Origin of the sequence: Sphingobacterium spiritivorum (assembly GCF_016725325.1) — a bacterium.
In the GTDB taxonomy this organism is placed as follows: Bacteria; Bacteroidota; Bacteroidia; order Sphingobacteriales; family Sphingobacteriaceae; genus Sphingobacterium.
In genome coordinates, this window is sequence record NZ_CP068083.1 from 4,779,617 (window position 1) to 4,805,665 (window position 26,049).

Here is a 26,049-nt window from a genome sequence, read left to right on the forward strand (position 1 = left end):
CTTACAGATGTACCTCCAGCAGAAATTTTAATTTCAAGCAATGATATTACAATATGGTCGGGTAATACACGTGTCCGAATTGCTGCAGATGATCTACATTAACCTTCTCTTTGAAAATTGCATATACAGCTGATCCTGAACCGGACATAGATGCATAAAGTGCTCCCGACTCATAACACGCTTCTTTCAGGGATTTTATTAAAGGATATCTTTCAAACAGACCGTCTTCAAAATCATTACCGATCAAGAATTTCCATTCCTGTACGGGCAGACGTACAGCTTCTTTGAGATTCACGTCTGATACCTGTGGAGAAACGTTTGCATAAGCCTCTGCTGTAGAGATATGTATATCAGGCTTTATCATAACGATATAATACGAACTCAGATCCAGTTCAACCGGTTCAAAGGAAGTGCCGATATCATAAGCGTAAACAGGTTTATTTTCGATAAAAAACGGACAGTCGGCACCTAATCCGGCTGCATAATCACACAACTGCGCCGTTGTTAATTTCAGCCCAAAGCTATCATTTACAGATTTGAGAAAAAAAGCAGCATCCGCAGATCCACCTCCCAATCCTGCTCCGATAGGAATATGCTTATGTAAATAAATTTCCAGCTCAGGAAGTTGAAAATTCTCCTTTAACAGATCGAATGCTTTCAGGCAAAGGTTCGTCCCTCCTTCCGGAATATGTATACCTGATGTATGTAAAGCAGTTTTTTGTTTCGCTTCCACAAACTCCAGAACATCATATACGGGCAAAGGATAAAATACGGTTTCCAGATTATGATACCCGTCAGCACGTTTTTCTACAATGTGCAAACCTATATTGATCTTCGCATTAGGAAATGTAATCATAGAACGAAATTAGGAAATATTTTAAATGTTTTGAAGGTGGTTACTGTATTAAATAGACAAACTATAAAAAATAAAATTTTACTGAATTAAAATCAAAATTTATTGTTTATCAATAATTATTTATTACATTTACCATATTATTATAAACTTAAAGGTTATGTCAAAAACAAATAACTTCGTATTTAAAGCCTTGTATATCATCACATGGATAATTTTTATCGGTTTATTCATTGAAATGATTGGCTTATTTGTAAATCTTCTTTTCAGCATTTTCAAACCCGAATTTGTCCCTAAGCTTTATCAGAAGCTGGACTTAACGATGATGTATAAAGAGAATAAATTTGGTTTCTATGGAATCTACGGCTTTATTTTAACTATTTGTTACTTAAAGACAAGTCTGTTTTATATAGTCCTGGAACTCATGCATAAGATAGATTTAACAAAACCATTCAACAGTTTAGTTTCCCGCCAGATTCTATTGATTAGTTATTATACGCTTTCCACAGGACTGCTGGTTTACATTGGCGGACAAATCACCAAAAGATTAGTGCATCATGATAGTATTGCCGGTAACTTAGAGCAATTCTGGACCGATGGGGAAGCATTTATTCTGATGGGAGCTGTAGTCTATATTATCGGGACTATTTTCAAAAAAGGAGTTGATTTACAAACTGAAAACGATCTGACGATTTAACTATGCCAATCATTGTGAATTTAGATGTAATGATGGCAAAGCGAAAAATGTCGCTCAACGAGCTGTCAGAAAAAGTAGAACTAACGCTTTCTAACCTTTCTATTCTCAAAACAGGGAAAGCCAAAGCTATACGTTTCAGCACGTTAGACGCCATCTGCAAAGCGCTCAACTGTCAGCCTGCAGACATTCTTGAATACGTAGAAGATCCCCTGTAATCAAGTTATGAAAGGAATAATTATGGGCCGAATATACGAAGAGACCGATTCCTGCTGTCAATTTCCGGAGCCAGCCCCCATTAATAAAAGAGTCCGTTAGCACTTAACTAACGGACTCTTATACCTGATATGATGGTTGTATTAATTATAACCTTGATTCTGTGGGAAAACAGCATCAGAATTAGCATCGATTACTTCCTGAGGAATTGGCCATAGCTCATTTCCTTCTTTAATTGCTGCTTTTGATTGTGTATTGAGATCTTTTACCCTTCTCAAAAACACTTCTCTTCCAAATCTGGAAAGTGTCATTCTTCTCATCTCTTCTCCTAAAAGCTCTCTTGCTCTTTCATCAAGAAGGTAGTCCACATTGACCTGTGCAGCGGAGGCTGGTGTAGCTTTTGCTCTTGCTCTTACCACATTGATAGCATCGGCAGCTAATCCGGGATTACTTTTCTGCAGATAAGCTTCAGCCAGTAACAGATATGTCTCTGCAAGACGTACTTTTACACGATCTTTCATATTACCTTCAAATGCCGGATTGTCCGCAGTTTTGCCATAGAAGAATTTGGTCGTTGTGGCAAACACGTTACCGGATTCTTTGATTTCTTGTGTAATATTAAGTTTAGTACCAAAAAGCGGACTTTTCGGATCGTTATGGTACCAGTCTCTTTTAATATTATACTTGGAATTACGCACATCCTGAGCTTCATAACCATTCAACCACCAGTCAAACGGACGGATATGTCCCAGACCACGGCCACCTAACGAATCTGCTAATACAAAACCCGTTTGTTGCGAGTAAAACGGAACCCATGCACGTTTGCTCCAGTCCGTATACAGATCTCCACCTCCCTGGCTGTTGTATTCTAACTGTATTGCCCAGATAGTTTCCTGATTTCCGGATTTACGGTTTTGATTTTTTTCGATAAACATATCGTGAAAATAATCACCTGCATTATCTTTTTCTGCTCCGAATCGTTGATCATTCAGTTTAAAGTAACCTGAATTGATTACCGCATTAGCTGCGATAATAGCCGAATCCGGCTTATTTGCCCATAAATATGCTTCAGCAAGATAATGAAGGGCTGCCCATTTCGTCAGTTTACCGTCTGCGACTGTATTCGGATTATCCGGAAGATTTTCGGATGCATAGCGCAGATCCGTAATCATATGCTGCAGCACTTCCGCTTTCGGAGTTCTTGTAAAATCTGTTCTCGGTGTTTCCGACACTTTATCCACCCATGGCACATCTCCATACAGACTCACCAGATAACGATATCCGTAAGCCCTGAAGAAATCTGCTGTAGCACGAACTCTTTTCGGATCATTTACCGGATCTGTCCATTTGATATCCGGATTATCCAGAGCAGTCAGGATCAGATTAGAATTTCCAATTAGTCCGTAGCTGAATTTCCAGTAATTACGTACATAACTGGAAGCCGGATTGAGGGTGTAGTTGGAGAACGGTGCCAAAGTAGCGTCTGTACCTGTAGTCTTAATAGCGACAATATCTGTACCTACCTGCAGGGATTCCTGAGGTGTAGCACCCTGAGTAAAGAAATCATTGGTCCAGGTCTGGAACTCCAGTCTGGCAAAAGCGTATAAACCTGTCAGTCCGGTTTCAAAACCATTTGTAGTGGTATACGTATTGTCAGGAGCCTGAAACCCGCTTGTATCTTCATCTAAAAAATCTTTACTACAGCCTGAAAGTGTTGCTGTAGCTACTAATAAATATGTTATATTCTTAATTGCTTTCATGATCTAAACCGTTAAAATTGTACATTGACACCCAGTGAGAAAGTTCTCGCAGATGGATATGGAGACAGGATATTGGTATTGGTCGGGTTTCCTGTAACGGTGCTCACATTTAATGCTTCCGGATTGAATCCTTTTACATTGGTGAACGTATACAGATTGCGTCCATTGATAAATGCTCTTATCGAACCAATATTAAGTCTCTCCAGACGCTCACCACTAAAGGTATATCCTAATGATACATCACGGATTCTCCAGTATGAAGCATTCAGATAATAGCTGTGGTTATTCACAGGTGTGTATCCCGGAGACGGAATGTCATTACTCGGACGTTCAGGAGTCCAGTACGCCATATCTGCCAGGTAGTTAGCTCCGTTATTAGGCAGGAAACGTTCGATATTTTTGAAGTTATCTTCTTTTGTTACATCAAATGCGCCGTTCATAAATACAGAAAGGGAGAATTTTTTATACGTAAATTCATTTCCGAAGCCCAATGTATAGACGGGTACTTTATTACCCATTACAGTACGGTCTGCTGCTGTGATCTTGCCATCTCCGTTGATATCCGCCAGCTTCGCATCTCCCGGTTTTGCAGTCGGCTGATGAGAGTTCGCAATATCATCTTCTTTCTGCCATACCCCTATTACTTTATAATCGTAGAATACGCGAATAGGCTGACCGATCAGCCACGCATTTGTCAGATCGTCTTTCCCATCGCCCCGTAACTGTACAATCTTATTTTTGTTATAGGCGAAATTAATGCTGGATGACCATGTAAAATCATCTTTGATAATGTTTTTAGTATTCAAACCTAACTCTATACCGACATTTTCAGTCTGTCCGATATTACTCATAATGGTATTGTATCCATTCATAACAGGTACCAGACGACTCATCAGCAAATCTGAAGTCTTAGCGTTGTAGAAGTCTATATTACCACTGATACGATCATTCCAAATACCAAAATCCACACCTATGTTTAAAGAGTTGGTCGTCTCCCACTTCAGGTTTGTACTCCCTCTTCCATTGTAATTCATAACAAGACCATTTGATACAGTAGCGCCATCACCAAACAGATAATCTATTTTGGATAAGCGGTTGTATGTTTGGTAAGGACTTACAGCCTGATTACCGTTTTTACCGTAAGAAACTCTCAGTTTTAGGGTATTGATCAACTCTGAGGTAAAAAAATCTTCTTTTGAAATCACCCAGGCTCCTGCTACAGATGGGAAAAATGCATATTTATCATTTTTAGAGAATGCAGAATAACCGTCCGAACGGCCTGTCAATGTCAATAAATAGCGTTCTTTATACCCATAATTGATTCTTCCCATATACGAGATAAGTGCCGTATTGGTCAGACCGGAAGTTATCTTCTGGTTTTTGGCAGCTGATCCCAGATTGTTGTATCCTACATCTGCGACAAAGTCTTCTCCATACAGACGGGACCATTTTTCCTGAGACTCTGATGCAGAATATAATCCGACAATATTCAGTTTATGATCTCCAAATGACCGGTCGTATGTCAGGAGATTTTCCCAGGTCCAGTCATACCTATTGTTATTGTATATTTCACCTTTACCTCTTACTCCCATACCGTTCAGTGTATTAGAACCGTAGTAGTAAGATTGTTCCATATTCTGATAATTCGTTCCGAAAGTAGTTTTGAAACTCAGTCCTTTGACCGGTAATTTGACATCCAGAAAAGTATTGGCGTATACTGTTCTTTTGATATCATCATTAATACCGTTTTCGTCCGCAAAAGGATGCGGATATAAGGTTTGTGCATACATCGGATAGGTTACAATATTGCCATTTTCATCTCTGTTGATTCCGTAAGGACTCATTTTTACGGCATTATCGATAGAGGGCTGTACACCGTTACGTTTACCTTGAGAAGCCTGTACAGCCAGTCCAAGTTTCATCCATGATGTCAGGTGCTGATTCAGGTTCAGGTTAAAATTAAAACGCTCATACGGTGTGTTTTTCACCAATCCGTCCTGATTCAGATAAGCAACTGACGCATAATAGTCTGACTTGTCACTTCCTCCTGAAAAACTCAACTGATGTTCGTGAACCGCAGCATTATCATTAAAGATCACATTCTGCCAATCGACTTCTTCTCCTTTTCTGTATTGCTGCAATACATTGGCAAACAGGTAATTTTCAGGATTCAACTGCTCACCTGTTTTGCCTTTCGAGATCTGATAATCACGCATAAACTGAATGTATTCAGCCCCGTTCATGAGATCAAGTCTGCGTTCTACATTCTGCACACCAAAATATCCGTTGTAACTCATGCGCGGTTTACCGGCCATACCTTTTTTGGAAGTAATAAGGATAACCCCGTTTGCGGCACGGGATCCGTAGATAGCAGTGGAAGAAGCATCTTTCAATACCGATATGTTCTCGATGGTATTGGAAGCAATATCTCCCAGTGAACCACTGAAAGGAATTCCGTCTAATATAATCAACGGATCATTTGATGCCGAAATCGAATTTTCACCACGGATAGAAAGCGACGCTGTTGTACCGGGACGTGCATTCCCGGTATTGATGTTCAATCCGGATACTTTACCCTGCAGTTTGTCCACGATATTCGGTGAATTGATATTTTCCAATGATCTAGAAGATACCGTAGCAATACTACCTGTCAGATCTGATTTTTTCTGTGCACCGTAGCCGACGATCACTACTTCTTCCAATGCTTCATTAGCCGATTTCATGACCACAGAAGCTACTGCCGAAGCAGGTAATTCTATATTCTCGTATCCGATAAAGGTAAAGACCAGTATCGCACTACCGGATGTAACCTTTAATTCAAATTTACCCTCATTATTTGTTGAGGCAGAATTTTGCGTTCCCTTCTCTGTCACCGTCACACCTGATAAGGGATTCCCACCTTCATCTTTTACTGTTCCGGAAAGAGTAGATTGGGATGCTACGGAATAAAAATTAGTTTCAGTCTTTACTTTCGATGCAAAGGACTGATTAGGGACGGCGAAAATGAGTGTCGGGCTCAACATTAACAGCTTCCAGTAAAGCCTGTGCTGGTACCGCTCTGATAGCAACCTACTTTTCATAAAATTTGATAATTTGTTTATAATATATTCACAGTTTATTCACGTAAATGTAGGCATAGCAACAGAGCTAACCAATGCACAACCGATTGCGCAGATCACGAAAACGATTTAGTTCGAAGTAGTAATACTATAACCGTAACATATCCTCTCCTTAGCTGCAAAAAGAAATAAGGAAGTCCCTTAACTTATTTTCAAGACATCAAAAAACACACAGTATTTGCAACAGAAGGAATTTTATTTTTATGCTATCCAAACCAAAGCATTAATGTTATATTTATACCAAATGAGTATTATGAACATACTTCCTTCTATTCTTATCCTTTCTGCACTCTGTATATTTTGCTCCTGCAATTCGTCTTCAACGAACAAAACGGAAACTATACAACAGCACACTATGTCTGCGGACAGTGTGGTCAGCAATGAATTAAAACCTGCTGAAGAGCTGAGTCCGGATACAGCAACGCGGCTCAGATTCAACGAGTTTTCGGTCACATTTAATCGGCTGGTCGTATACGAAGAAGATCGTTCGACAGCTATCCGAAACACAGATTCTGTACAAATCGGAGCTGAAATGGGAGAAACTATAGAAGGACAGCTTCTCCGTATATCAGACAGTCAACTGACTGGACTGAAAGTTGAACAGCGTTATGAAACGAGTATCACGATTATGAATGAGGGTCCGCACTGTGATCTGACAGAATGGAAGCATTTTTATTCCGAATGGAACCCCTTAAAGCTGAACAACAAAGGGCAGTTTATATGTGACAGCTATACAGAAGCAGATTATACAAAATTTCCGGATGTAGCGATAGAAGATCTGCAACGGGCAGCAAAAGAACACTGCGGCAGGGATTGGTTTAAACTAATTGAAAGTATAAAATCTCCCAATGAATATCCAAGTGCTGTATGGATCAGCCGATATCAATTGCGTATTACCGGACAACATAAAGATAATGGTAAACCCGTCACCAAACTCATTACTATAAACGTTCCGATGGGCTGTTAAGCATTCAAATAAATATGAAGAAAATAATTTTAGATCTGGCTGTTACTTTAGATGGATTTATTGAAGGCCCCAACGGAGAAATCGATTGGTGCATAATGGATGAGGACATGGACTTTGCCGGGTTTATGTCGGGTATTGATACTATATTTTACGGTCGTGTCAGTTATGACGCATGGGGTAATTATCAACCGGAAATAGATGCTGAACCTGTAGAAAAACAGTTATGGAATGATATCCACAGCAAACAAAAGATTGTGTTCAGCAGTCAGACCAGAATAGATGAGCATGCAACTTTTGTTCACTCCGATATTGCACAAAAGGTATCTGAGATCAAAGCACAGGGTGGAAAAGATATCTGGTTATACGGCGGAGCCAGCCTGATACGGTCATTTATACAAATGGGACTCATCGATATCTACAGGATTTCTGTACATCCGGTAGCGCTGGGAAGTGGTAAACCTCTATTTGAAAATTTAAAAGACCGTGTGCAACTGAATCTTATCCGGACCAATACATTCAAATCCGGTGTTGTACAACTTATTTATGAACAGAAATAAGAAATCATTGACATGTGCAGCATCATATGGATAAACTCCGCTATCCGATCGGGAAATTTATTCCGCCTTTAGATATAGACCGGCAAACTATAGATGGCTGGCTAAAAATACTGGAATCCTTTCCTCAGAAATTAATGGAAGAAGTTGTCGATTTATCGGAGAAGGAACTGGAACAAAGCTACCGGCCGGGAGGATGGACAATAAGACAACTGGTACATCATTGTGCAGATAGTCATATGAATAGTCTGATCAGGTTTAAACTGGCCCTGACAGAAGATACACCGACTATCAAGGCCTATGCGGAAGATCTGTGGGCCGAATTGCCGGATTCCGGCAAAGTAGATGTTATGTGCTCGGTCAGGATTCTGGAAGGACTCCATGAAAGATGGACAGTCCTGATAAAAAACCTGACACCGGAAGAGTTGGAAAAACAATTCAGACATCCGGAATCGAAAGCTCTTATTTCATTAAAAACAAATATTGGCATCTATGCCTGGCATGCTGAACATCACCTGGCACATATCCGGATTGCAAAAGGAACGTTTAAAGAAGGTGATCATCTATAAATAAAGCAAAAATATTGCTTATTCACAACGGATTACGCTTTAGTAACAACTGTGAATAAGCAACATGTCCTCAGGAAAGTGCCACATCCAGCATCATCATTATTACAAATCCGATCACAAATCCCAGAATTGGAATATCCGAATGTTGTTCCTGCTGTGTCTCCGGTATCACTTCCTCGATCACGACAAAGATCATTGCTCCTGCTGCAAATGACAGTGCATACGGAAGTATAGGCATAAAAAAACCTACTGCCATAGCGCCCAACACCGCAAATACCGGTTCGACAATAGCTGATAGCTGTCCGTATGTAAAACTTTTCCAACGGGACAATCCCATTCTTCTCAGCGGCATAGACACGGCTATTCCTTCCGGAAAATTCTGTAAACCGATTCCCATAGCCAACAATACAGCACCACCTATACTGGCCTCAGGAACTCCTGCGGCTACTCCACCGAAAAGCACACCCACAGCCAATCCTTCAGGAATATTATGCAACGCTATAGCAATTGTCAGCAAAGTGGTACGCTGAAGAGATGACTTAGGGCCTTCAGATTGCTTAAAGTTAATGTGTAAATGAGGCATCAGCTTGTCCAGTCCGAATATAAATAATGCTCCCAGTACAAAACCAATTGCTGCAGGCGCAACTTTGGAAAATCCGCTTCCTCCACTCATTTCTATAGCCGGACTAAGCAGACTCCAGAAACTCGCCGCCACCATCACTCCTCCTGTGAATCCAAGCATACCATTCAGCAACTTCTTGTTTACATCTTTAAAAAGATATACCAACGCAGCTCCTGCTGCTGTAACTCCCCAGGTAAACAATCCGGCATAAAGAGCCGCTAATACCGGGTCTATACCGGATAAATAACTTATTAATTCGTCCATTGTATGACTTATGTTTTTATTTATTTCTGTTTATGCAACTGATCCAATCGTGTAGACATCATATGATAATATCCCTGCGCCCTTCTTAATTCCAATCCGGCAACGAACTGATCTGTAATTTCATTTTGCCTGATATAGCTCAGATAATCGACCACACGCTTCAGCAATTCTTTACACTTGACATACTGCCCAAGCTCTTCATATGTATGCACCAGGTTGTTAATTGAAATAATGTAGATCTGAATATATGGAATTTCAGCAAAACTACATGATTTCTCTTCATGAGTCAATTGTACGGCCTTATCGAGTGCCAACTGATAACTTTTCAATGCTTCCTTAAATGCTCCGTTGTGGAAATCTGTATTTGCATATCCGGTCAAATGCTGCCATTCGGCTTCGATTTTCAAACAAATATTCGTATTCATATTGCCGTCAGTTTTTTAATTTATTTTTCAATAATTTGATGGCAATCTCCAGATTTCTGATATTTTTCATTGCAAAAGTAGCTTTTTTCATATTTCTTCTCATCAGATCTTCTTCATACAGTATTTTACGAAGTTGTTTTCTTTCATTTTCCAACACTTGCAGTACATATTCCATTGTATAATGATTAATTTATTTCTATTGATTTTTCTAATACATTCTTCAGATCTGCAGGTGCTAACAAACCCTGATATCTGAATATAATATCATAGTTCTTATTGAGTATAATCCAGCAGGGATAAGACAAGTGCCCTTTCTCATCCATACCCAGGTATTCTGCTAATTCGTGCACATGTTCCTGAGATTTATAGCGATAGAGCTGTTTATTAAACACTATATTCTCTTTTGTTCCGGCATCTAAAGTTGTGTAATTAAACTCCCTCATCAATTGTTGTACGTCCGTTCTGTGTTGTAATTGTTGCTGTTGCATACGGCAGTATCCGCAGTCGTCCGTGCTGATCAACAGGATAACGGGTTTTCCATTTACCTGCACACTATCCGGTATATTCTGAACAGGAATGCTCTTCAACTGTCCTTCTGCGTGCAGAGACAGCATCATCAAAACATACACTATTACTTTATATAGAATACTATTATTCATTTATATACAATTATTTAAATATATTGTATCGGATACCCAGAAAACCACGGATACCCTGCATGGAAGCATAGTTATATTCGGTATCAAAGGTGTATCCATATGGATTATTCACGGGATCATCCACCGTCTTATCGAATGGATCAAAGGGTCTCATCAGCGGATATTTCGGCACAAAATTGAAAAGATTCTTTATTCCGCCATAGATTTCCACCCCATGCTTCAGTGATTTTGTTGCCTGAATATTAGCAATACAAAACCATGGTGAGTATTCAGGCCGATAATCATCAGGCTGTACAGGTAAGCGCATAGGTCCTGTCCAGTTGGCCGTAAGATCCACAACATAACCTTTAGGAAAAGAATAGGTCCCTATGAAATTGCCGGACCATTTCGGTGCATGCAATTGCTGTACGCGTTGCATTTGTTCTTGTTCATTTCTTTGTTTCTGATAGACGTCCATCAACGTGACACCAGCCATAATCTTTAAAGGAAAATTAAATTTAAAGTCTGTATTGACAGAAATACCATTTGAAATTGCGTGTCCACGCAGGTTCTGATAAATAATCTTATTGGGATCCGTATCAAAATCACCTGTAATCTTGTTTGTAAAGTAAGAGTAGAATCCGGTTATATCCAGCCCCATAAAAAAGTTTTCATCAGCCACACGCAGATTGTAGTTCAGATTGCTGTTATAAGAGCGTTCCGGATTCAGCTGTTCTGCTATCACCACTTCACGGGCACCAGTAAGGGCTGCATGGTCTTCTGTAAAGAGATTGACCACTCTGAATCCGGTTCCGAAACTGGCACGTATAGTCTGCTTGTTATCCGGTGATAGTTTATAGGCTATGCGTGGTGAATGTACACTCCCGTGATGTTGATCATGGTCAAAGCGATATCCTAATAAAACAGTATGTTTATCACTCACCTTCCACTCATCCTGAATAAATACACCCGGCAATGGCGTGGTGGCAGGCTGATTATGCGCTCCGTCTTTGGATGCTGTAGCCGGCGTATTATCATCATACCAGGTGTAGCGGTAAGATGCACCTAACAGGAAGTTATGATCGGGTATGAACTCTTTGTCCCAGTAGGCCTGCACAAATCCTACTTTCTGTGTGGCCATATAAGGAGAATCACCATACCAGGAATTCTGATCGTGCCAGTTATACGAAAACTGTGTAGTGATCTTTTCTGCTAAAGGCAACTCGTAGATTCCGATTACTTCTGCCCTGCGTGTGTATATGCTTTCTCCGTATACATCGCTGCTACCTCTGTAGGACTTATTCCAGTTCATCTCTCCTCCCCATCGGTCTTCATACACATATCGTGCGGCTATGCTTGTCAGTTTATTATCCTTTCTGTCAAACTTCCATTTGTTGAAAACCGAGACTCTGTTTTGTAAGGTCATATCTGTGAAATTGTCCTTATTGTGATCCGTTTTTTGTTGAAAATTATAATAATTAACGCCCAGCATCGAAGTAGCGTTTCCAGCTCTGAAAGAAGTCCCTCCGTCAAAACTCCCTTCTCCCCAGGTCGTACCAAACAGATCCAGCATAAAGCGGGGTGCATGTGCAGGATTTTTGGTAATGACATTAATAATACCTCCCATAGCTTCAGAACCATATAAAGAGGAAGCTGGTCCTTTGACTACTTCCAGACGCTCAACGAGACTATTCGGTATGCCGCTCAGACCATAGACAGTAGATAAAGCACTTACAATAGGCATTCCATCGATCAGAATCATGGTATATGGGCCTTCCATTCCATTGATATGGATATCACCTGTATTGCATACATTACAGTTCAGCTGAGGTTTCACCCCGTTGATCATGCCCACAGCATCAAAAAGACTCGGAGTTGGATTTTTTTTAAAATAAGCCGGTGTAAATACTTCCACCGGTATAGGACTGTCCAGTCGTCTTACAGTACGCATAGTGCCTGTCACGACAACTTCTTCCAGTGTGGCATCTGTTTGGCTCAGTACGAGCCGGAGGTCTGCATCAGGATGATCTTTATTCAGTATCAATGTTTCAAGCCTAGGGTTAAATCCGGTAGATGTAACCTGCAGTTGCCAGTTACCGAAAGGAATATTGGGGAGATAAAAATTTCCTGACGAATCTGTTAATGTACCTCCCTCCTGTTTCAATATACGCACACTCGCTGCATTCATCGGATTGCCCTGCTGATCTCTGATCCTACCCTTTACTGTTCCACTCTGTCCGAAAGATAGCTGAACGAGACTCCATAAGCCCAGCATAAGATTTATTTTAATTGTTTTCATTTGCACTTTCATAAATATTAGTTATTGCAAATATATAAAGTTAGTATAAGCTAACAAATATTTTATCAAAAACTAACAATGATGATATTCTGTATATTTATATTTTTTGTATTTTTGAATATGTATTCAGCTGCAGAAGAGAATTATCTCAAATCCATGTTATCCCTTGAAAATAGTCACGGAGAGGTCAGTATCAATGAATTGAGCAAGCGGCTCAATCTGAAAATGCCTACTGTCAACGGTATGATCAAGAAATTTGCAGAAAAGGGTCTGGTACACTATGAAAGCTACAAACCGATTCGGCTGACAGCTCTGGGCAAAAAAGAGGCTTCTATGATTCTGCGTAAACATCGGTTGACTGAGATGTTCCTTGCCAGAATGATGGGCTTCGGATGGGAAGAAGTACACGAGATTGCGGAACAGATCGAACATATACAATCGACCAAGTTTTTTGATAAAATGGATGAATTACTGGGATTTCCCAAATTTGATCCGCACGGCTCTCCTATACCGGATGTAAATGGAAAGGTCATAACTCCAAAATATAAATCACTTACAGAGATTGCTTCCGGCTCCACAGTGCGCTTAATGGCGATCGGAGATTCCTCTCAGGAGTTTTTACAATACCTGAATTCTAAAAACATCCATCTCACAGCTGAGATAAAGGTGCAGAGCAGAGAAACATTCGATGGCAATATGACGGTAAGTATTCAGGAAGGTAAACCTGTTGTCTTAAGTAAGATTGCGACGGACAAATTATTGGTCTCCTGATAAGGGTATACCAAGCCGTCTATATTGCTAATGCTCTTTTAGTACAACAGACTAATAAAAATAAAGAACAGGGTTAAGCCAGAAATATGACAAAAAAACCGTTATCGGATATAAAACCTACACATTGTGCATTTCTGCGAGGGGTAAATGTCAAAGGTACCGCTATGAAAATGGCGGATGTTTGCGCTGTATTTGAAAAAGCGGGGGTCAAAAATGTATCCTCTGTGCTGGCTTCCGGCAATATTCTGTTTACAACAGAAGAAAAAGCCGATGATATCAAGGTTGTATTGGAAAAAGCACTATCCGATTATTTCGTTTATGAAGCTTTTTTATTTGTAAAAAACAAATCCGAAATCGAAACCATTACCGGACAGAATCCATTTGAAACGGAGGCTGATGTACACATTTACAGTTTTGTCGGAATCGCAGAAATTGAAAATTCATTAATGGCAGCATTTCAGAAATCTGCAAAAGCAGAACGTGAAGAAGGTCGTATTGTCAGAAATAATTTTTACTGGAAAGTTCCTAAAGGAAATACCCTCGATTCTGAATTCGGAAAGATATTAGGAAGGAAAGATATGAAGAGTACATTTACTTCCCGCAATATGAATACATTCGAAAAGATCTTAAAAAAGATGTAGATAGCTTATCCGGTTATCTGTGCAGGAGAGTAATAATTCAAAAAGAACTATTGCGTAAGTTGGTGTCCCAACCAACTGTTTTCAATAAACCTGTTTAGAGCACGAGATTGAAAATGTTTATAGGTTACAATAATTCTTTAGCCCTATTGTAACCTCTCACAAAAAAATCTGTTTTTCATACGAATATTAGTCCAACCGCTGCAAATTTTAAACAGCAGTATTTCACGTTTATTTGTTTACTATATTTGATAGTATAAACAACTGAAAGCTAATATAATATGAAAACAAAATCTATTTTCCCGGCTTTATTTATTACAGCAGTAGGTGCTGTATGGCTATCTTCCTGCAACGGTTCATCTGTTGATACTGTGAAAGCACTGGAGTCTAATTATGAAAATCAAAACAAGACAATAGAACTAACCGGTGAATTCGATGCACCGACTTTTACTTTTTCTTCCGGCAGGTCAAAAACACTAGGAATGCACTTTGTCGTGAAACCTCACGCTATAAGTTCTGAAAAATTTATTGTGACAGATGTTGTTTTACCAATCGGGACAGACAAAAACACGGTCGTAATGGATGTCGCTGATGATCAGAAAAATTATACTCTCAAAGATTTTTATGTTTACGATAAAGACGGAAACAAATACAATCTGAATGAGCATACGCAGTTTAAGATCACAGGAACGGTCTCATACAATGAACTTAAAAAAGAAGAAGGAGACAGAAGAGCTGATAATTTTGCTTATCAGCTAACGAATGTCACTATTCAGAAAGACTAACATAAAAATATACTATTAACCTAAATTATATTCATTATGCAAATAGAACTTGGGGATGCGTCTAATTTTGGATGGTTCATTATTGCCATAGCTGTGATTATGGCAGCAGGAATTTACATAAGCTACAGAAAAAGTCAGGTTATTAAAATTAAATATATTGTAGCTGTCATTGTTATGCTTGTTGTTGGTGTAAAGTGGCTTTTAGATCACTAGTGATTTAAAAATTGTGATGAAGATAGTTCACAGGATGCCAAACCTGTGAACTTATTCTTTTAAAGTCTGATGCAATTGATACACATCATTGTCTGCCGATCTGCTTTAGTAAATTCCTTATATTTAGATTTCAAAATGAATAATATATGCAAATTGAAAGAATACGAACCAAATTACAGCAGTTAAAGGAAACAGATACTAATTTGGAACTGTTTGGAGCCGATAATCATGCATATACCTTACATGCACCATTATCTATGGTTGAAATCAGAGCATTTGAATCCGAAAATGAGGTGGCTTTACCTGAGGATTATGTACTGTTTCTGACACAGCTGGGAAATGGTGGAGCGGGTCCATTCTACGGACTATTTCCTTTGCAGGAAAGCCGTATAAATCTTTCGGATAATGCAGGTAATGTTACTTATTTTAATCTCTCCAAACCTTTTCCTCATTCAGAAGCATGGAATGTCGAAGAGGAATTAGAAGCGTTGTACGATCGCATAGAGGAGGCATATGAAGCAGGAGATGAAGAACTGGAAGAAAAGTTATTTGATGAGAAGTGGGAACTTATCGGTGCGGAAGAACACGATTACGGCCGATTATATATAGCTGATTATGGTTGTGGAGTTTATATAAGCCTGATTGTAAACGGACATGAAAAAGGAAATATTTGGACAGATGACCGGACAAATGATGCCGGCCTCTACCCTTCTGTAGAATTAGGTAATACAGAACGAATTCAATTCCTGGACTGGTACGAGAAGTGGTTGGACAATGCACTGCAGGAACTGGCTACCTTAAAAAACTCCTAAAATACAAACAACTATTTTTAATGAACAACATCAAATAGCTATTCAACATGGATAATTCAAGAGTATATAAAATGTCATTTGCAGGAGTATATCCGCACTATATTCAAAAAGCAGAGAAAAAAGGCCGGACAAAAGCTGATGTAGATGAAATCATCTGCTGGCTTACAGGCTATAGCCCCGAAGCCCTGCAAAAACAGATTGATAATAAAACTAATTTTGAAGCTTTTTTTGCTGAGGCACCAATGCTCAATCCTAATGTTTCCAAAATAACAGGAGTCATCTGCGGATATCGGGTCGAAGAGATCGAAGATCAGCTTATGCAAAAGGTACGTTACCTGGATAAGCTCATAGATGAACTGGCAAAAGGGAAGGCTATGGAAAAAATCCTGCGCAAGTAATTATTATGATGATGATTAAATATTCCCTGCTTTTCTTTTTTCTGTTTATCAGCCTTTCACTGACTGCTCAAAATACATGGACGGTTTCTGCTGCAGACAGTCTCTACGAAGAAAAAGAATTCACAAAAGCTCTGCAGGCGTATGAAAAGCTCTTACTGCAGGAAGAAAATAACAGCTACCTGTTATGCAAAGCAGGCTTGTGTCAGTATGAACTAAATGACTTTCAAAAAGCTAAAGAAAAATTCCGTCTGGCCGCCTTGTACTGTGATCCTGAAGACAAAGAAAATATTGCGTTATACTATACCAATCTTTCAGCCTGCTACTCCAATCTCCAGGACAACGAAAAAGCATACGAATATGCAATAAAAGCATATTCCATCATGGAAGATTCCGGCATCCAACTGTGGAATGCCGCATCTATGGCTCAGAATCTGGGAAAATATGATGAATGTCTGAAAATAATGGATAATGCAACAATAGAAAAAAACAATGCGTTTCTCACCTTATACGGAAGATGCTATATGGCCAAAAAGCTATATCAGCAATGTATAGACAGCTACGAACAGTTTTTGACTAATTATGACGCTAATGATGATTTCGTCACATTAGATGCCGAAGATGAAAAGGGACGACTTGTAATTGCTTATGCATTCAGACTGACTTCTCCGGATTTAAGTGAGCAAGAAATTGATATATACATTGCCAGATTAAGAGAACTGTGGGCAAGTCAGTCAGCAGATGAAATGGCAAGAACTAAAACTGTGAATTCCTTTTTTAAAGATGAAAATATCTGCAGTATCTATGGTTATTCTGCCACAATATGTAATAAATTGTTCAACAGTTTAATAGCGGATGTCAGCCCTGTAGAAAAAATACAGTTTCAGTATTATACCCTGAAAGATTACTCCGGTGCTTTGGAGTCTGCAAAAGGCCTTATGAACAATAAAGGGAATCTTAGTGGTCAAGAACTACAGAAGGTTAAAGCAGTTGAGTATTTTGCTTCCCTCCGACTTTTTATAAGTGCTTATCTTCATAAAGACAGACATATAAATCAGGAACAACTCCAGACATTGACCTCCCGGTTTAATGACCTTTTTGAAAAGGGAAAAGTATACAGTGATAAAGAATTTCAACAGGGTAAAGAAGAATTCGGGTATATGCAGGAAACATTTGCCTGCTTTCAGAACGCTTTCAAAACAAAGGAAGAACAAAAAGAAGCCGCTCCTATACTGCTGCGAATCATAAAAGATCTGCCTAATAATACCGCAAGAAAACGATTAACTGAAATACTCAGCAAAGGATATATTGAGAATTAGAAAGAGAAAAAATCAAAACTCATATTTATATGTTCAGGACTTGATTTTTTCAAATGTTTTAAACACATCTTCCCTTTCCAGAAACCACATTCCCAGTTTTGTCCTATCAATACCTTCTGCAAGTTGATACGTAAAGGAAACATCTTCATCATCTTCCATCGTTGTTTTTAAGTATTTAAAGGCAACTCGTTCATTATTATTTAATTCCTCTTCAAGTTCTGTTATATGACTTGAAATTATAAAAATACTACCCTTCAACTTACTGATACTTTCAATCAGTTTTTTTGTTGCTTCATAAGAATCTTCATAATTAGTTCCTTTAAAAAGTTCATCAAACATAACGATCATTTTCCCTTCGTCTCTAATAGATTCTGCTATGCGCTTTACACGATAGACCTCATTAAAGAAATGACTGTATCCGGAAGCCAGGTTATCCCCTAAATTAATAGTAGTCATCAATCCTCTGAACAGATGAATCTGCATACTTTTTGCCGGAACCGGAAATCCCATGTGAGCCAGATAGATGGAAGACCCCATGCTCTTTAATAAGGTTGATTTACCCGTCATATTTGCACCTGTCAAAAACCAGATATTCTTACAGTTTTCTATTTCAATATTGTTTTTTACAGGACTGTCAAGAGCCAGATTATAGAGTCCGCTTATCCGGAGAAGCATGCTTCCTGATTGATCAGTTAAAAAGTGAGGAAAAGACATATTTACCTTATCAAAAGACTTAGCAACACTTCTTAATGCATCAATACTATAATATATAGTGAATATTTCCTTTACTTCACTTCTTTTCAAATTCCGGAATAAATAATCATATTTAATAATAAGATGAATGGAACTCTTTCCATCTGAAAGGGTCTGTAATTCATCAACAGATAAATCAACAGATAAATCCTTAAGCGTATCGCTATAGGTCCTTAATATTCCGACAGGATTTTCACATTCAAGAACTTCTTCTAACCATGCTCTCAGATTTAGTATAATCATAGCTATCTCTGCTACCGATCGTTTAATCAGAATTCGTTCTTTTTTATAGGATTTCGACATGAAATTGGTAGAAATCTTCTCCAGATAATAAGGCAACGGACTGTCTGAATGTAACTCACCGGGAAGACTAAGATAGCGTTCCAGATCAATCATCATGTATTTATCAAAAAAAGAATCTATATTGCAGCCTGCCAGATGAGCTATTGCCTCCTGTCTTTGTCTGATCTCCTCAACATCATCGAGCGGATATAGAAAATAACCATACAGCACATCGTTCCCTCCAATAGTAAGGGTGTGATTGAAAAATCTTAAAAGACTCCGTGAGTTCCAATCCAGAGCATTTAAATCCGAAAGTGTCTGTTTATCAATTCTGAACATATCAATAAGTAATAACACTAATATAATTAAATGATTTTACACTTTGTATTATCTTCTTTATAAGATCTTAGGAAGGTGCTTTTTGAAGATATTCAGTCTTTAAAGATTACGAGGTTAAACCACAAAATATTTATAAATTGCACACCATAATCCTATGTTATGAAAGCAATTCTAGCACTTATATTTTGGTTCTTTGTGGTACCATGCTTTGGTCAATCGCTCCTGCCTGTTTTTTTAAAAGGAACGTGGAAAGTAGATAATGCAGAGGTTTATGAACATTGGGATCAGCTGAATGATAATACGCTGAAAGGGTTTTCGTATAAGATGAAAGATGGCCAGATGAACATAACAGAATATCTGGAACTGACACAGATCAAGGATAACCTTGTTTATACCGCTACTGTAGTCAATCAAAATCTGGGAAAACCAGTTTCTTTTACGATGAAAAAAAAGGATGGGGAGTTAATCTTTGAAAATCTTAAACATGATTTTCCTAAACAGATTATCTACAAGAAGCTATCCGATATGGAAGTGGAAGTACGGATCTCTGACCTGAAACAGAAAGAGTCTGGATTTAAGATGCATAACCTGACTTATTCTACTACTTCACAGCAAGATACAGCTACATCCAACAAGAATTATGATGCAATACTTGCAAAAAAACTGGGCGGAGACGATTACGGAATGAAAAAGTATATACTTGTTATATTGAAAACAGGTACAAACAACACAACTGACAAAACTTTTATCAATGAAAGCTTTAGAGGACATCTTCAAAACATCAATCGGCTGGTCGAACAGGGTAAGCTAATTGTAGCTGGTCCTTTAGGCAAAAATACAAGCAACTACCGGGGTATTTTTATCTTAAACAATATCAATTCCCTTGATGAAGCAAAAGAAATCCTGCAAACAGATCCGGCTGTAAAAGCCGGCCTGTTGGATATAGAACTATTTAACTGGTACGGATCGGCTGCTTTACCGGAATATCTGCCTGCCTCAGATAAAATTTGGAGAAAGAATCCGTAGGTGGTGTCATTTATATGACTTTATCTGGCGCAAGCATAAGCTTAGCGGTGCTTGTGCCTTTGCATTGTTGCAGGTGAGGACACCTGCAAACGCGTTGTGTACGTTTGTTGCTGTCCTCAACAACAATTTAACCATGTCTGCTTTGTAGTAGCTTTTAACCTCTCTGCCCTGCGGGCATCTCTCCTTGAAAAGGAGAGAAAACAACCTAAATAAGAGATTGAAAACCAATCACATCTGTTACATTAACATGTGGATTATTTTTTTATTTTTATGACTGATTGAGCCATTTCAAAAGTCTGCACCAGATCTGGCTAATACCCGAATCATTTACTTAAGCAGATGCACAACATTTAATAAGATATGAACAGAAGAGACTTTATAAAAAATTCAGGCTTAATAGGTTTAGGTGTATTCGCCACACAATTCCCGGCATGGTCCACCAGTATATTCGGTTGGCAACAGCCTGTACATAATATTCCGGTGGAAAAGAATATAGATGCTGCATGGTTATCTTCATTGTATGAACGCGGGGAATCAATCAAATATCGTAAATCCAAAAATGAGTTGAGATATATTGGGATGCCTGTGGGTGGGTTACATGCCGGAACAGTTTATATCGGTGGTGATGGCAGGCTATGGTTATGGCAGATATATAATGAAACCTACGAAGAAACAAAGGAAGGTATAGAAACAAAAACTGTGAAATGGAACAATGGTAAGGAACAGGTTAACATACGTCCCCGGGACGGAGCAGCATATATTGAACCTGCTATTGCCGATAACCTCCGGATTTTAGAGCAGGGATTTGCTATATCAGTTAATTATAATGGAAAACAATGGGTAAAAGAACTTCGGGAAGACCACTGGGACGAAATCACATTTGAACCTTCTTACCCAATCTGTAAAGTAACTTACAGCAGCGAAAGTTTCCCGGTAGAAGTTGTAATGACCGCATTTTCTCCATTTATCCCTTTGGATGCCGATAATTCAGCTTTACCACTGACTTCATTCCACCTGGATATTAAGAACAAAACACCACAATCTCTCGAAGTGATAATCAGCGGCTGGCTAGAAAACGGAGTACATAAAAACCGTAAGGATTATGATACGGTCCGTAAAGTTGCAACTGCAAGACCAATGAAAAATGCCCAATCTATTTTATTTACTTGCGAACTGGTACCGGATAAGGATCTTCAGGCTGGAGATAATGGAACAATGGGACTCTTTTGCAATACATCTGAAGCTGTTGCAGCATGCAGTGTACCATCCTGGCCTATTGAACCTATTCAATTAATGAAGACTGTTAACAACAATAATGTCAGTTTTGCAGATTTACAGGTTGGAAGCTTATCCGTCAAACGTGAAATCCATCCAACTGATACGACCTCTGTTTCATATGCTGTAAGCTGGCACTTTAACAATCCTCACCCAAAATTGCGGGAACGCCTGAAAGATGCACAGGAAGGTTATTGGTATGGAAAGCGATTCGAAGATGCACATGCAGTACTCCGTTATTATAACGAAAACAACGAATTCCTGAATAAAACCACCTTGCAATGGGCTAAGGCCTGGAACGACTCCACCCTCCCGCACTGGTTTTTAGACCGCACTTTTGTTAATATCGGCACTTTGGCTACAGCCAATACATACCGGTTTAACTCCGGACGCTTTTGGGGTTGGGAAGGTGTAGGCGCATGCGCCGGCACCTGTACACATGTCTGGCAATATGGACAGGCTATGGGACGCATATTCCCTGAGCTGGAGCAAAACTTGAGGGAAACAACTGACCTGGGTGTTGGATTTAGACCCGAGTCAGGTGCTATTATTTTCAGAGCAGAATATGAGCATAGACCTGCTATAGATGGACAGGCCGGTGTGATATTACGCTTCTATCGCGACCATCAGATGTCCAGAGACAGTACTTTTTTGAAAAGAAACTGGACTAATCTGAAAAAGGCTATTCAATTCCTCATCGACCAGGATAAAAATGGAGATGGCATGACCGATACCCCAATGGAAAACACCCTTGATGCTATATGGGAAGGTGAAATAGCCTGGATTGTAGGGCTGAGTCTTGCAGCTATAAAAGCAGGTGCATATATGGCAGAAGAGGTCGGAGACAAGGATTTTCAACAACGTTGTACGGCATATGTTCACCTGGGCTCTGTTAATATGGACAAAGAGCTTTTCAATGGTGAATACTATATACACAGACCAGACAAAGTATCCGGAAGAACAAAACTAGGGTCTTATAATACCTGTCATATCGATCAGGTCTATGGACAGGCCTGGACTTTCCAGCTTGGAATGTCCCGAATCAATGAGAAGCAAAAAACCTTATCTGCGCTGAAAGCCTTGTGGGACTACAATTTTACAATGGATGTAGGGCCATATATCAAAACACATCTCAATGGAAGACCTTATGCACTACCAGGTGATGGCGGAATGGTAATGAACACCAATCCAAAAAATGAAGCAAAGGCCTATGGAAATAATGAAACCTGGCAATTGGGATATTTTCATGAATGTATGAGTGGTTTTGAACATCAGGTTGCTGCTCATATGATGGCAGAAGGCATGACGGATGAGAGCCTGATATTGACTCGCGTCATTCACGATCGCTATCACGCTGCCAGGAGAAATCCATTCAATGAGATAGAATGCAGCGATCATTATGCAAGAGCTATGGCGAGCTATGGCACCTTTATCAGTGCATGCGGATATGAATATCATGGGCCTAAAAAATACTTAGCCTTTGCTCCGAGAATAACTGCCGAAGAATTTAAAGCTGCTTACACGACTGCCTCTGCTTGGGGTTCGTATGCACAAAAACAGAATGCAGAAAAAAATGAAAGTATACTTTCTGTGATTTATGGTGATTTGCCGCTACACACCTTTGGAATTGGAAAACCAAAAGGTTTAAATTTAGAAAAATCACGGCTCAAGGTCCTTCTGAATGACAGATTAGTCAGTGTGTCAAAAGTTTATAATGATGAAGAAAAAGTAAAACTATCCTTTAAAGAAGAATTGCTCTTGAAAGAAGGAGATCTTCTAAAAGTAATGTGGTCATGAAAATAGTTACTAACTTACTCGGTATAGGTTTGGCGTTTGGATTATCAGGCTGCCACCCCCCTCCTTCTGACAAACCACAGGAAGTACAGACTAAAACCTGGCAAAAGGAGCTTCAGGAACAGCTACCTATGCTTGGTCATCGCAACTGGATATTAGTTGTCGACAAAGCATACCCCCTGCAATCATCCAGTGGTATCGATTACATTTATGCAGATGAAAATCTGCCATCCGTGCTGGACTATGTCATGAAACAACTAAATAATTCTACCCATGTTAGACCTGTAGCATTTACGGATAAGGAATTATCCTATATTACGGAACAACAAGCATCTGGTGTAGAGGAATTTCGTAAAGAATTGAATAAAACTATGGAAGGAAATGAAGTCCAAACATTGGCGCACGACAGTGTGTTTCGCTTATTAGATCAGTCTTCAAAGCTATTTAAGGTTCTTGTGATAAAAACAAATCAAACTATTCCATATAGCTCTGTATTTCTTCAGCTAGATTGCAGATACTGGGATGCAAATCGTGAAAATCAATTGCGTCAGCGTATGAAGTAATTGAAAAGCAGCGTATAAATAATCAAAATTCTCTATTCTATTTAGGAGCCTTATGAAAACAGATAACCAAGCAGCACATAAATCTGACGAACAGAAATTTTACCATGGTACAAAGGCCGATCTTAAAAAGGGAGATCTTATCGAAGCCGGCTTTCATTCCAATTACGGAAGCCGGAAACAAGCTCGTTATGTCTACCTTACTGCAACTTTAGATGCTGCTGTTTGGGGTGCTGAACTGGCTGTGGGTGAGCTAAAAGGCAGAATATATACCGTAGAACCTACAGGCGCTATGGAAGATGACCCCAACTTAACAGACAAAAAATATCCGGGAAATCCGACTAAATCATACCGGACTAAAAGTCCGCTGCGTGTGACCGGTGAAGTAGAAAACTGGACAGGACATACTCCGGATCAGCTTCTGGCTATGAGGGATCATCTGGCTAAACTCAAAGAACAGGGCATCGAAGCTATAGAAGATTAATGATTTGGCCTGTTTCCTAAAATTCTTTTATCTGCTGATTGTACTTATCCATTCTTTTTGTTTGTGTTACAATAAAATCTAACTGTTTATGATCCGTTTGATCTGTCTTTAATCTTGCAACAAATACATTTACTCTGTTATATGCGCTCCAGCTCTTGCCGGCATCTCTTGATGCAATAGCATCCTCCAGTTCTTGAATAAGTTGTTCATATTGCTGCTTAGCATCCTCTCCAAATACAGGAGGAAAAACAACCTCCATATCTCCAGTGGCTACAGAATTAGCTGTAGGTTGTGATGATACAGGTACATTTGAAGCAGGCATACTGCTATTTTTATTACTGACAGTAATTATTATTGCTACGATTGACAAGATCAATACGGAGATAAGGATGATCCAGGATATGCCTTTACCGCTGTTTTTCTTCCATAAGGAATAACTCCATATCAGAAGTAACAATCCTAATATGGTCATAGCAACAGCTAATCCTACTGGTCCCAGTATTTTATAAACAGGAATTAATATCCGTGGAATATCATAGCTGAGCTGTGGAGTAAAGTACGTAAATCCTTTGACCGTCATCCCTGTACCTACCAAGGCAATGGCTATGCTTTTGATTTTTTCAAGGACAGTTAAACCCGTATTTTCCTGTGTTGACATATTGCTGAAGTTTGATGGAACAAATCTATTACAGGATATGCTTATTTAATTATCCTTTTTCAGATTCGTCAGGAGCTGTTATAAATTTGTAGTCCAGGGACTTAAATCCGTAATTTGATTATTCTTTTAATTTGACTTTACTAAGCATTCCGCTAATAAAGAAAATGACCATTAATAGTGCAAAAAAGATAAGGTCATAAGAGAAATAGCTCACCTGATGCAAATCAAACAATTGATTACTTAAAAACAGGCGGGATTCTTTCGGTGCTTTACTGTTGTAAAATATAACGGGAGGATGCTGAGCCAGCAAATCAGGAACTTTATTTTTCAATTGAGCCTTATCTATTTCCGAATCTTTCTGATGCGCAAAGGTCTGATATACTTTAAAAGCTTTCTTCTCCGTTTGCATATGCTTCCCTCCTGCCTTATCAGTATAGCTGTATGAAATATCCAGATACGCATAGTCAGTACCTTTTGGAACAAAGTCATAATATACTTCAGTTTTCGTTATCCGGATATCCTTACACTGTTCCCAGGAAGGATGAGAAAATGCAAAATAGATCATCCTCAATATCGGAAAGAGGGAGTAGAAAAAGAATAAAAAGGCATAAATAAATATGGCCATTACTCCTGATATGCCTAGATAAAGACCAATATTTTTAAAAAACTTATCACTAAATGGTATTCTCCATACCAACAGAAGTAAAAGCAGAGAAAGTATATAACAAACAGTATAGATTATCCATAATTCGGAAAGCATAAAGAGGCTATCTACTATAACTTTAATCATAGGTATGATAATAAGCATAAATACAATAGAAATAATCAGAGGCATTAAACCCTTTCCCATTGACATTACTTTAAGTTTGCTCAGCCCTTTATCGGTATTCATTTTTCTGTTTTTCTTTAACTTTCGTCTTTCTTCGGATATGACACGCAATATGTGTTCATATCAAAACTAATAT

At 39.0% G+C, this 26,049-nt stretch carries 27 protein-coding genes; 16 read left to right on the forward strand and 11 right to left on the reverse strand.

Features of this window, described 5'->3' with window-relative positions:
- Window positions 1–46 precede the first annotated feature (46 nt).
- A complete protein-coding gene (gene ispE, locus I6J02_RS20095; RefSeq protein WP_201679541.1) occupies window positions 47–856 on the reverse strand; it encodes a 4-(cytidine 5'-diphospho)-2-C-methyl-D-erythritol kinase in 810 nt (269 codons plus the stop codon).
- A 157-nt stretch (window positions 857–1,013) separates the two neighbouring features.
- Between ispE and I6J02_RS20100 the strand changes: the two genes are divergently transcribed.
- Both I6J02_RS20100 and I6J02_RS20105 read left to right on the forward strand, forming a co-directional pair.
- A complete protein-coding gene (locus I6J02_RS20100) occupies window positions 1,014–1,550 on the forward strand; it encodes a DUF2975 domain-containing protein (RefSeq protein ID WP_201679542.1) in 537 nt (178 codons plus the stop codon).
- Between the two features lie 2 nt (window positions 1,551–1,552).
- The gene (locus tag I6J02_RS20105) at window positions 1,553–1,765 is read left to right on the forward strand and encodes a helix-turn-helix domain-containing protein (RefSeq protein ID WP_201679543.1); all 213 of its coding nucleotides are present in this window, start codon (window positions 1,553–1,555) and stop codon (window positions 1,763–1,765) included.
- 141 nt (window positions 1,766–1,906) lie between these two features.
- Here the strand turns inward: I6J02_RS20105 and I6J02_RS20110 are convergent, their stop codons facing one another.
- A complete protein-coding gene (locus I6J02_RS20110; RefSeq protein ID WP_201679544.1) occupies window positions 1,907–3,523 on the reverse strand; it encodes a RagB/SusD family nutrient uptake outer membrane protein in 1,617 nt (538 codons plus the stop codon).
- Between the two features lie 11 nt (window positions 3,524–3,534).
- Window positions 3,535–6,603, reverse strand: a complete 3,069-nt coding sequence (locus I6J02_RS20115) for a SusC/RagA family TonB-linked outer membrane protein (protein WP_201679545.1) — start codon at window positions 6,601–6,603, stop codon at window positions 3,535–3,537.
- A 283-nt stretch (window positions 6,604–6,886) separates the two neighbouring features.
- Here I6J02_RS20115 and I6J02_RS20120 point away from each other — a divergent pair, with 283 nt between their 5' ends.
- The 3 genes from I6J02_RS20120 to I6J02_RS20130 are packed head-to-tail and all read left to right on the forward strand — an operon-like array spanning window position 6,887 to window position 8,732.
- Window positions 6,887–7,609, forward strand: coding sequence for a hypothetical protein (locus I6J02_RS20120; RefSeq protein ID WP_236582191.1), 723 nt, complete (start codon window positions 6,887–6,889; stop codon window positions 7,607–7,609).
- Between the two features lie 14 nt (window positions 7,610–7,623).
- Window positions 7,624–8,166, forward strand: a complete 543-nt coding sequence (locus I6J02_RS20125; RefSeq protein ID WP_236582192.1) for a dihydrofolate reductase family protein — start codon at window positions 7,624–7,626, stop codon at window positions 8,164–8,166.
- Window positions 8,167–8,192: 26 nt separating this feature from the next.
- Entirely contained in the window at window positions 8,193–8,732 is a 540-nt protein-coding gene (locus tag I6J02_RS20130; RefSeq protein WP_236582193.1) for a YfiT family bacillithiol transferase, read from the forward strand.
- Window positions 8,733–8,802: 70 nt separating this feature from the next.
- Here I6J02_RS20130 and I6J02_RS20135 read toward each other — a convergent pair whose 3' ends face one another.
- Genes I6J02_RS20135 through I6J02_RS20155 form a run of 5 tightly spaced genes read right to left on the reverse strand, consistent with a single transcriptional unit; the run spans window position 8,803 to window position 12,980 of the window.
- The gene (locus tag I6J02_RS20135) at window positions 8,803–9,618 is read right to left on the reverse strand and encodes a ZIP family metal transporter (RefSeq protein WP_201679547.1); all 816 of its coding nucleotides are present in this window, start codon (window positions 9,616–9,618) and stop codon (window positions 8,803–8,805) included.
- 20 nt (window positions 9,619–9,638) lie between these two features.
- Complete coding sequence (locus I6J02_RS20140) at window positions 9,639–10,043, reverse strand: hypothetical protein (protein WP_201679548.1); 405 nt, start codon at window positions 10,041–10,043, stop codon at window positions 9,639–9,641.
- 7 nt (window positions 10,044–10,050) lie between these two features.
- Window positions 10,051–10,218: a hypothetical protein gene (locus tag I6J02_RS20145; RefSeq protein WP_201679549.1), complete on the reverse strand. Its 168-nt coding sequence runs from the start codon at window positions 10,216–10,218 to the stop codon at window positions 10,051–10,053.
- A gap of 10 nt (window positions 10,219–10,228) precedes the next feature.
- The gene (locus I6J02_RS20150) at window positions 10,229–10,702 is read right to left on the reverse strand and encodes a thioredoxin fold domain-containing protein (protein ID WP_201679550.1); all 474 of its coding nucleotides are present in this window, start codon (window positions 10,700–10,702) and stop codon (window positions 10,229–10,231) included.
- Window positions 10,703–10,712: 10 nt separating this feature from the next.
- Window positions 10,713–12,980, reverse strand: coding sequence for a TonB-dependent receptor (locus tag I6J02_RS20155; RefSeq protein ID WP_236582194.1), 2,268 nt, complete (start codon window positions 12,978–12,980; stop codon window positions 10,713–10,715).
- Window positions 12,981–13,100: 120 nt separating this feature from the next.
- Here I6J02_RS20155 and I6J02_RS20160 point away from each other — a divergent pair, with 120 nt between their 5' ends.
- From I6J02_RS20160 to I6J02_RS20190, 7 genes are all read left to right on the forward strand, one after another.
- Window positions 13,101–13,751, forward strand: coding sequence for a metal-dependent transcriptional regulator (locus I6J02_RS20160; RefSeq protein ID WP_236582195.1), 651 nt, complete (start codon window positions 13,101–13,103; stop codon window positions 13,749–13,751).
- Window positions 13,752–13,837: 86 nt separating this feature from the next.
- A complete protein-coding gene (locus I6J02_RS20165) occupies window positions 13,838–14,392 on the forward strand; it encodes a DUF1697 domain-containing protein (RefSeq protein WP_201679553.1) in 555 nt (184 codons plus the stop codon).
- A gap of 278 nt (window positions 14,393–14,670) precedes the next feature.
- Window positions 14,671–15,174, forward strand: a complete 504-nt coding sequence (locus tag I6J02_RS20170; protein ID WP_201679554.1) for a hypothetical protein — start codon at window positions 14,671–14,673, stop codon at window positions 15,172–15,174.
- Between the two features lie 36 nt (window positions 15,175–15,210).
- A complete protein-coding gene (locus tag I6J02_RS20175; protein ID WP_201679555.1) occupies window positions 15,211–15,387 on the forward strand; it encodes a hypothetical protein in 177 nt (58 codons plus the stop codon).
- Between the two features lie 146 nt (window positions 15,388–15,533).
- Window positions 15,534–16,199, forward strand: a complete 666-nt coding sequence (locus tag I6J02_RS20180) for an SMI1/KNR4 family protein (RefSeq protein WP_201679556.1) — start codon at window positions 15,534–15,536, stop codon at window positions 16,197–16,199.
- A 47-nt stretch (window positions 16,200–16,246) separates the two neighbouring features.
- The gene (locus I6J02_RS20185) at window positions 16,247–16,597 is read left to right on the forward strand and encodes a DUF2200 domain-containing protein (RefSeq protein WP_201679557.1); all 351 of its coding nucleotides are present in this window, start codon (window positions 16,247–16,249) and stop codon (window positions 16,595–16,597) included.
- Between the two features lie 5 nt (window positions 16,598–16,602).
- Entirely contained in the window at window positions 16,603–17,913 is a 1,311-nt protein-coding gene (locus I6J02_RS20190; protein ID WP_236582196.1) for a tetratricopeptide repeat protein, read from the forward strand.
- Window positions 17,914–17,946: 33 nt separating this feature from the next.
- On the opposite strand, the gene I6J02_RS20195 is transcribed toward I6J02_RS20190, so the two are convergent.
- On the reverse strand, window positions 17,947–19,287 hold the full coding sequence (locus I6J02_RS20195; RefSeq protein ID WP_201679558.1) for a MutS-related protein: 1,341 nt from the start codon (window positions 19,285–19,287) through the stop codon (window positions 17,947–17,949).
- Between the two features lie 159 nt (window positions 19,288–19,446).
- Here I6J02_RS20195 and I6J02_RS20200 point away from each other — a divergent pair, with 159 nt between their 5' ends.
- The 4 genes from I6J02_RS20200 (at window position 19,447) to arr (ending at window position 24,426) form a co-directional block, all read left to right on the forward strand.
- Window positions 19,447–20,313, forward strand: coding sequence for a DUF6265 family protein (locus tag I6J02_RS20200; protein WP_201679559.1), 867 nt, complete (start codon window positions 19,447–19,449; stop codon window positions 20,311–20,313).
- Window positions 20,314–20,673: 360 nt separating this feature from the next.
- Entirely contained in the window at window positions 20,674–23,385 is a 2,712-nt protein-coding gene (locus I6J02_RS20205) for a GH116 family glycosyl hydrolase (protein WP_201679560.1), read from the forward strand.
- Window positions 23,382–23,945, forward strand: a complete 564-nt coding sequence (locus tag I6J02_RS20210) for an RbsD/FucU domain-containing protein (RefSeq protein WP_201679561.1) — start codon at window positions 23,382–23,384, stop codon at window positions 23,943–23,945. Before I6J02_RS20205 ends, I6J02_RS20210 begins: the two co-directional genes overlap by 4 nt.
- A gap of 52 nt (window positions 23,946–23,997) precedes the next feature.
- Window positions 23,998–24,426, forward strand: a complete 429-nt coding sequence (gene arr, locus I6J02_RS20215) for an NAD(+)--rifampin ADP-ribosyltransferase (RefSeq protein WP_201679562.1) — start codon at window positions 23,998–24,000, stop codon at window positions 24,424–24,426.
- 16 nt (window positions 24,427–24,442) lie between these two features.
- Here arr and I6J02_RS20220 read toward each other — a convergent pair whose 3' ends face one another.
- Both I6J02_RS20220 and I6J02_RS20225 read right to left on the reverse strand, forming a co-directional pair.
- On the reverse strand, window positions 24,443–25,084 hold the full coding sequence (locus I6J02_RS20220) for a hypothetical protein (protein ID WP_201679563.1): 642 nt from the start codon (window positions 25,082–25,084) through the stop codon (window positions 24,443–24,445).
- A 118-nt stretch (window positions 25,085–25,202) separates the two neighbouring features.
- Window positions 25,203–25,976 carry a hypothetical protein gene (locus I6J02_RS20225; RefSeq protein ID WP_201679564.1) on the reverse strand — a complete coding sequence of 258 codons (774 nt, stop codon included), beginning with the start codon at window positions 25,974–25,976 and terminating at the stop codon, window positions 25,203–25,205.
- Window positions 25,977–26,049 lie beyond the last annotated feature (73 nt).

Coding starts and splice junctions, on each gene's coding strand:
- I6J02_RS20140 (WP_201679548.1), bottom strand. CDS start 10,043: ATGAATACGAATATTTGTTTGAAAATCGAAGCCGAATGGCAGCATTTG.
- I6J02_RS20170 (WP_201679554.1), top strand. CDS start 14,671: ATGAAAACAAAATCTATTTTCCCGGCTTTATTTATTACAGCAGTAGGT.
- I6J02_RS20100 (WP_201679542.1), top strand. CDS start 1,014: ATGTCAAAAACAAATAACTTCGTATTTAAAGCCTTGTATATCATCACA.
- I6J02_RS20125 (WP_236582192.1), top strand. CDS start 7,624: ATGAAGAAAATAATTTTAGATCTGGCTGTTACTTTAGATGGATTTATT.
- I6J02_RS20205 (WP_201679560.1), top strand. CDS start 20,674: ATGAACAGAAGAGACTTTATAAAAAATTCAGGCTTAATAGGTTTAGGT.
- I6J02_RS20110 (WP_201679544.1), bottom strand. CDS start 3,523: ATGAAAGCAATTAAGAATATAACATATTTATTAGTAGCTACAGCAACA.
- I6J02_RS20165 (WP_201679553.1), top strand. CDS start 13,838: ATGACAAAAAAACCGTTATCGGATATAAAACCTACACATTGTGCATTT.
- I6J02_RS20210 (WP_201679561.1), top strand. CDS start 23,382: ATGAAAATAGTTACTAACTTACTCGGTATAGGTTTGGCGTTTGGATTA.
- I6J02_RS20200 (WP_201679559.1), top strand. CDS start 19,447: ATGAAAGCAATTCTAGCACTTATATTTTGGTTCTTTGTGGTACCATGC.
- I6J02_RS20195 (WP_201679558.1), bottom strand. CDS start 19,287: ATGTTCAGAATTGATAAACAGACACTTTCGGATTTAAATGCTCTGGAT.
- ispE (WP_201679541.1), bottom strand. CDS start 856: ATGATTACATTTCCTAATGCGAAGATCAATATAGGTTTGCACATTGTA.
- I6J02_RS20180 (WP_201679556.1), top strand. CDS start 15,534: ATGCAAATTGAAAGAATACGAACCAAATTACAGCAGTTAAAGGAAACA.
- I6J02_RS20175 (WP_201679555.1), top strand. CDS start 15,211: ATGCAAATAGAACTTGGGGATGCGTCTAATTTTGGATGGTTCATTATT.
- I6J02_RS20160 (WP_236582195.1), top strand. CDS start 13,101: ATGTATTCAGCTGCAGAAGAGAATTATCTCAAATCCATGTTATCCCTT.
- I6J02_RS20225 (WP_201679564.1), bottom strand. CDS start 25,976: ATGAATACCGATAAAGGGCTGAGCAAACTTAAAGTAATGTCAATGGGA.
- I6J02_RS20190 (WP_236582196.1), top strand. CDS start 16,603: ATGATGATGATTAAATATTCCCTGCTTTTCTTTTTTCTGTTTATCAGC.
- I6J02_RS20155 (WP_236582194.1), bottom strand. CDS start 12,980: ATGAAAACAATTAAAATAAATCTTATGCTGGGCTTATGGAGTCTCGTT.
- I6J02_RS20220 (WP_201679563.1), bottom strand. CDS start 25,084: ATGTCAACACAGGAAAATACGGGTTTAACTGTCCTTGAAAAAATCAAA.
- I6J02_RS20185 (WP_201679557.1), top strand. CDS start 16,247: ATGGATAATTCAAGAGTATATAAAATGTCATTTGCAGGAGTATATCCG.
- I6J02_RS20115 (WP_201679545.1), bottom strand. CDS start 6,603: ATGAAAAGTAGGTTGCTATCAGAGCGGTACCAGCACAGGCTTTACTGG.
- arr (WP_201679562.1), top strand. CDS start 23,998: ATGAAAACAGATAACCAAGCAGCACATAAATCTGACGAACAGAAATTT.
- I6J02_RS20120 (WP_236582191.1), top strand. CDS start 6,887: ATGAGTATTATGAACATACTTCCTTCTATTCTTATCCTTTCTGCACTC.
- I6J02_RS20135 (WP_201679547.1), bottom strand. CDS start 9,618: ATGGACGAATTAATAAGTTATTTATCCGGTATAGACCCGGTATTAGCG.
- I6J02_RS20105 (WP_201679543.1), top strand. CDS start 1,553: ATGCCAATCATTGTGAATTTAGATGTAATGATGGCAAAGCGAAAAATG.
- I6J02_RS20145 (WP_201679549.1), bottom strand. CDS start 10,218: ATGGAATATGTACTGCAAGTGTTGGAAAATGAAAGAAAACAACTTCGT.
- I6J02_RS20150 (WP_201679550.1), bottom strand. CDS start 10,702: ATGAATAATAGTATTCTATATAAAGTAATAGTGTATGTTTTGATGATG.
- I6J02_RS20130 (WP_236582193.1), top strand. CDS start 8,193: ATGGATAAACTCCGCTATCCGATCGGGAAATTTATTCCGCCTTTAGAT.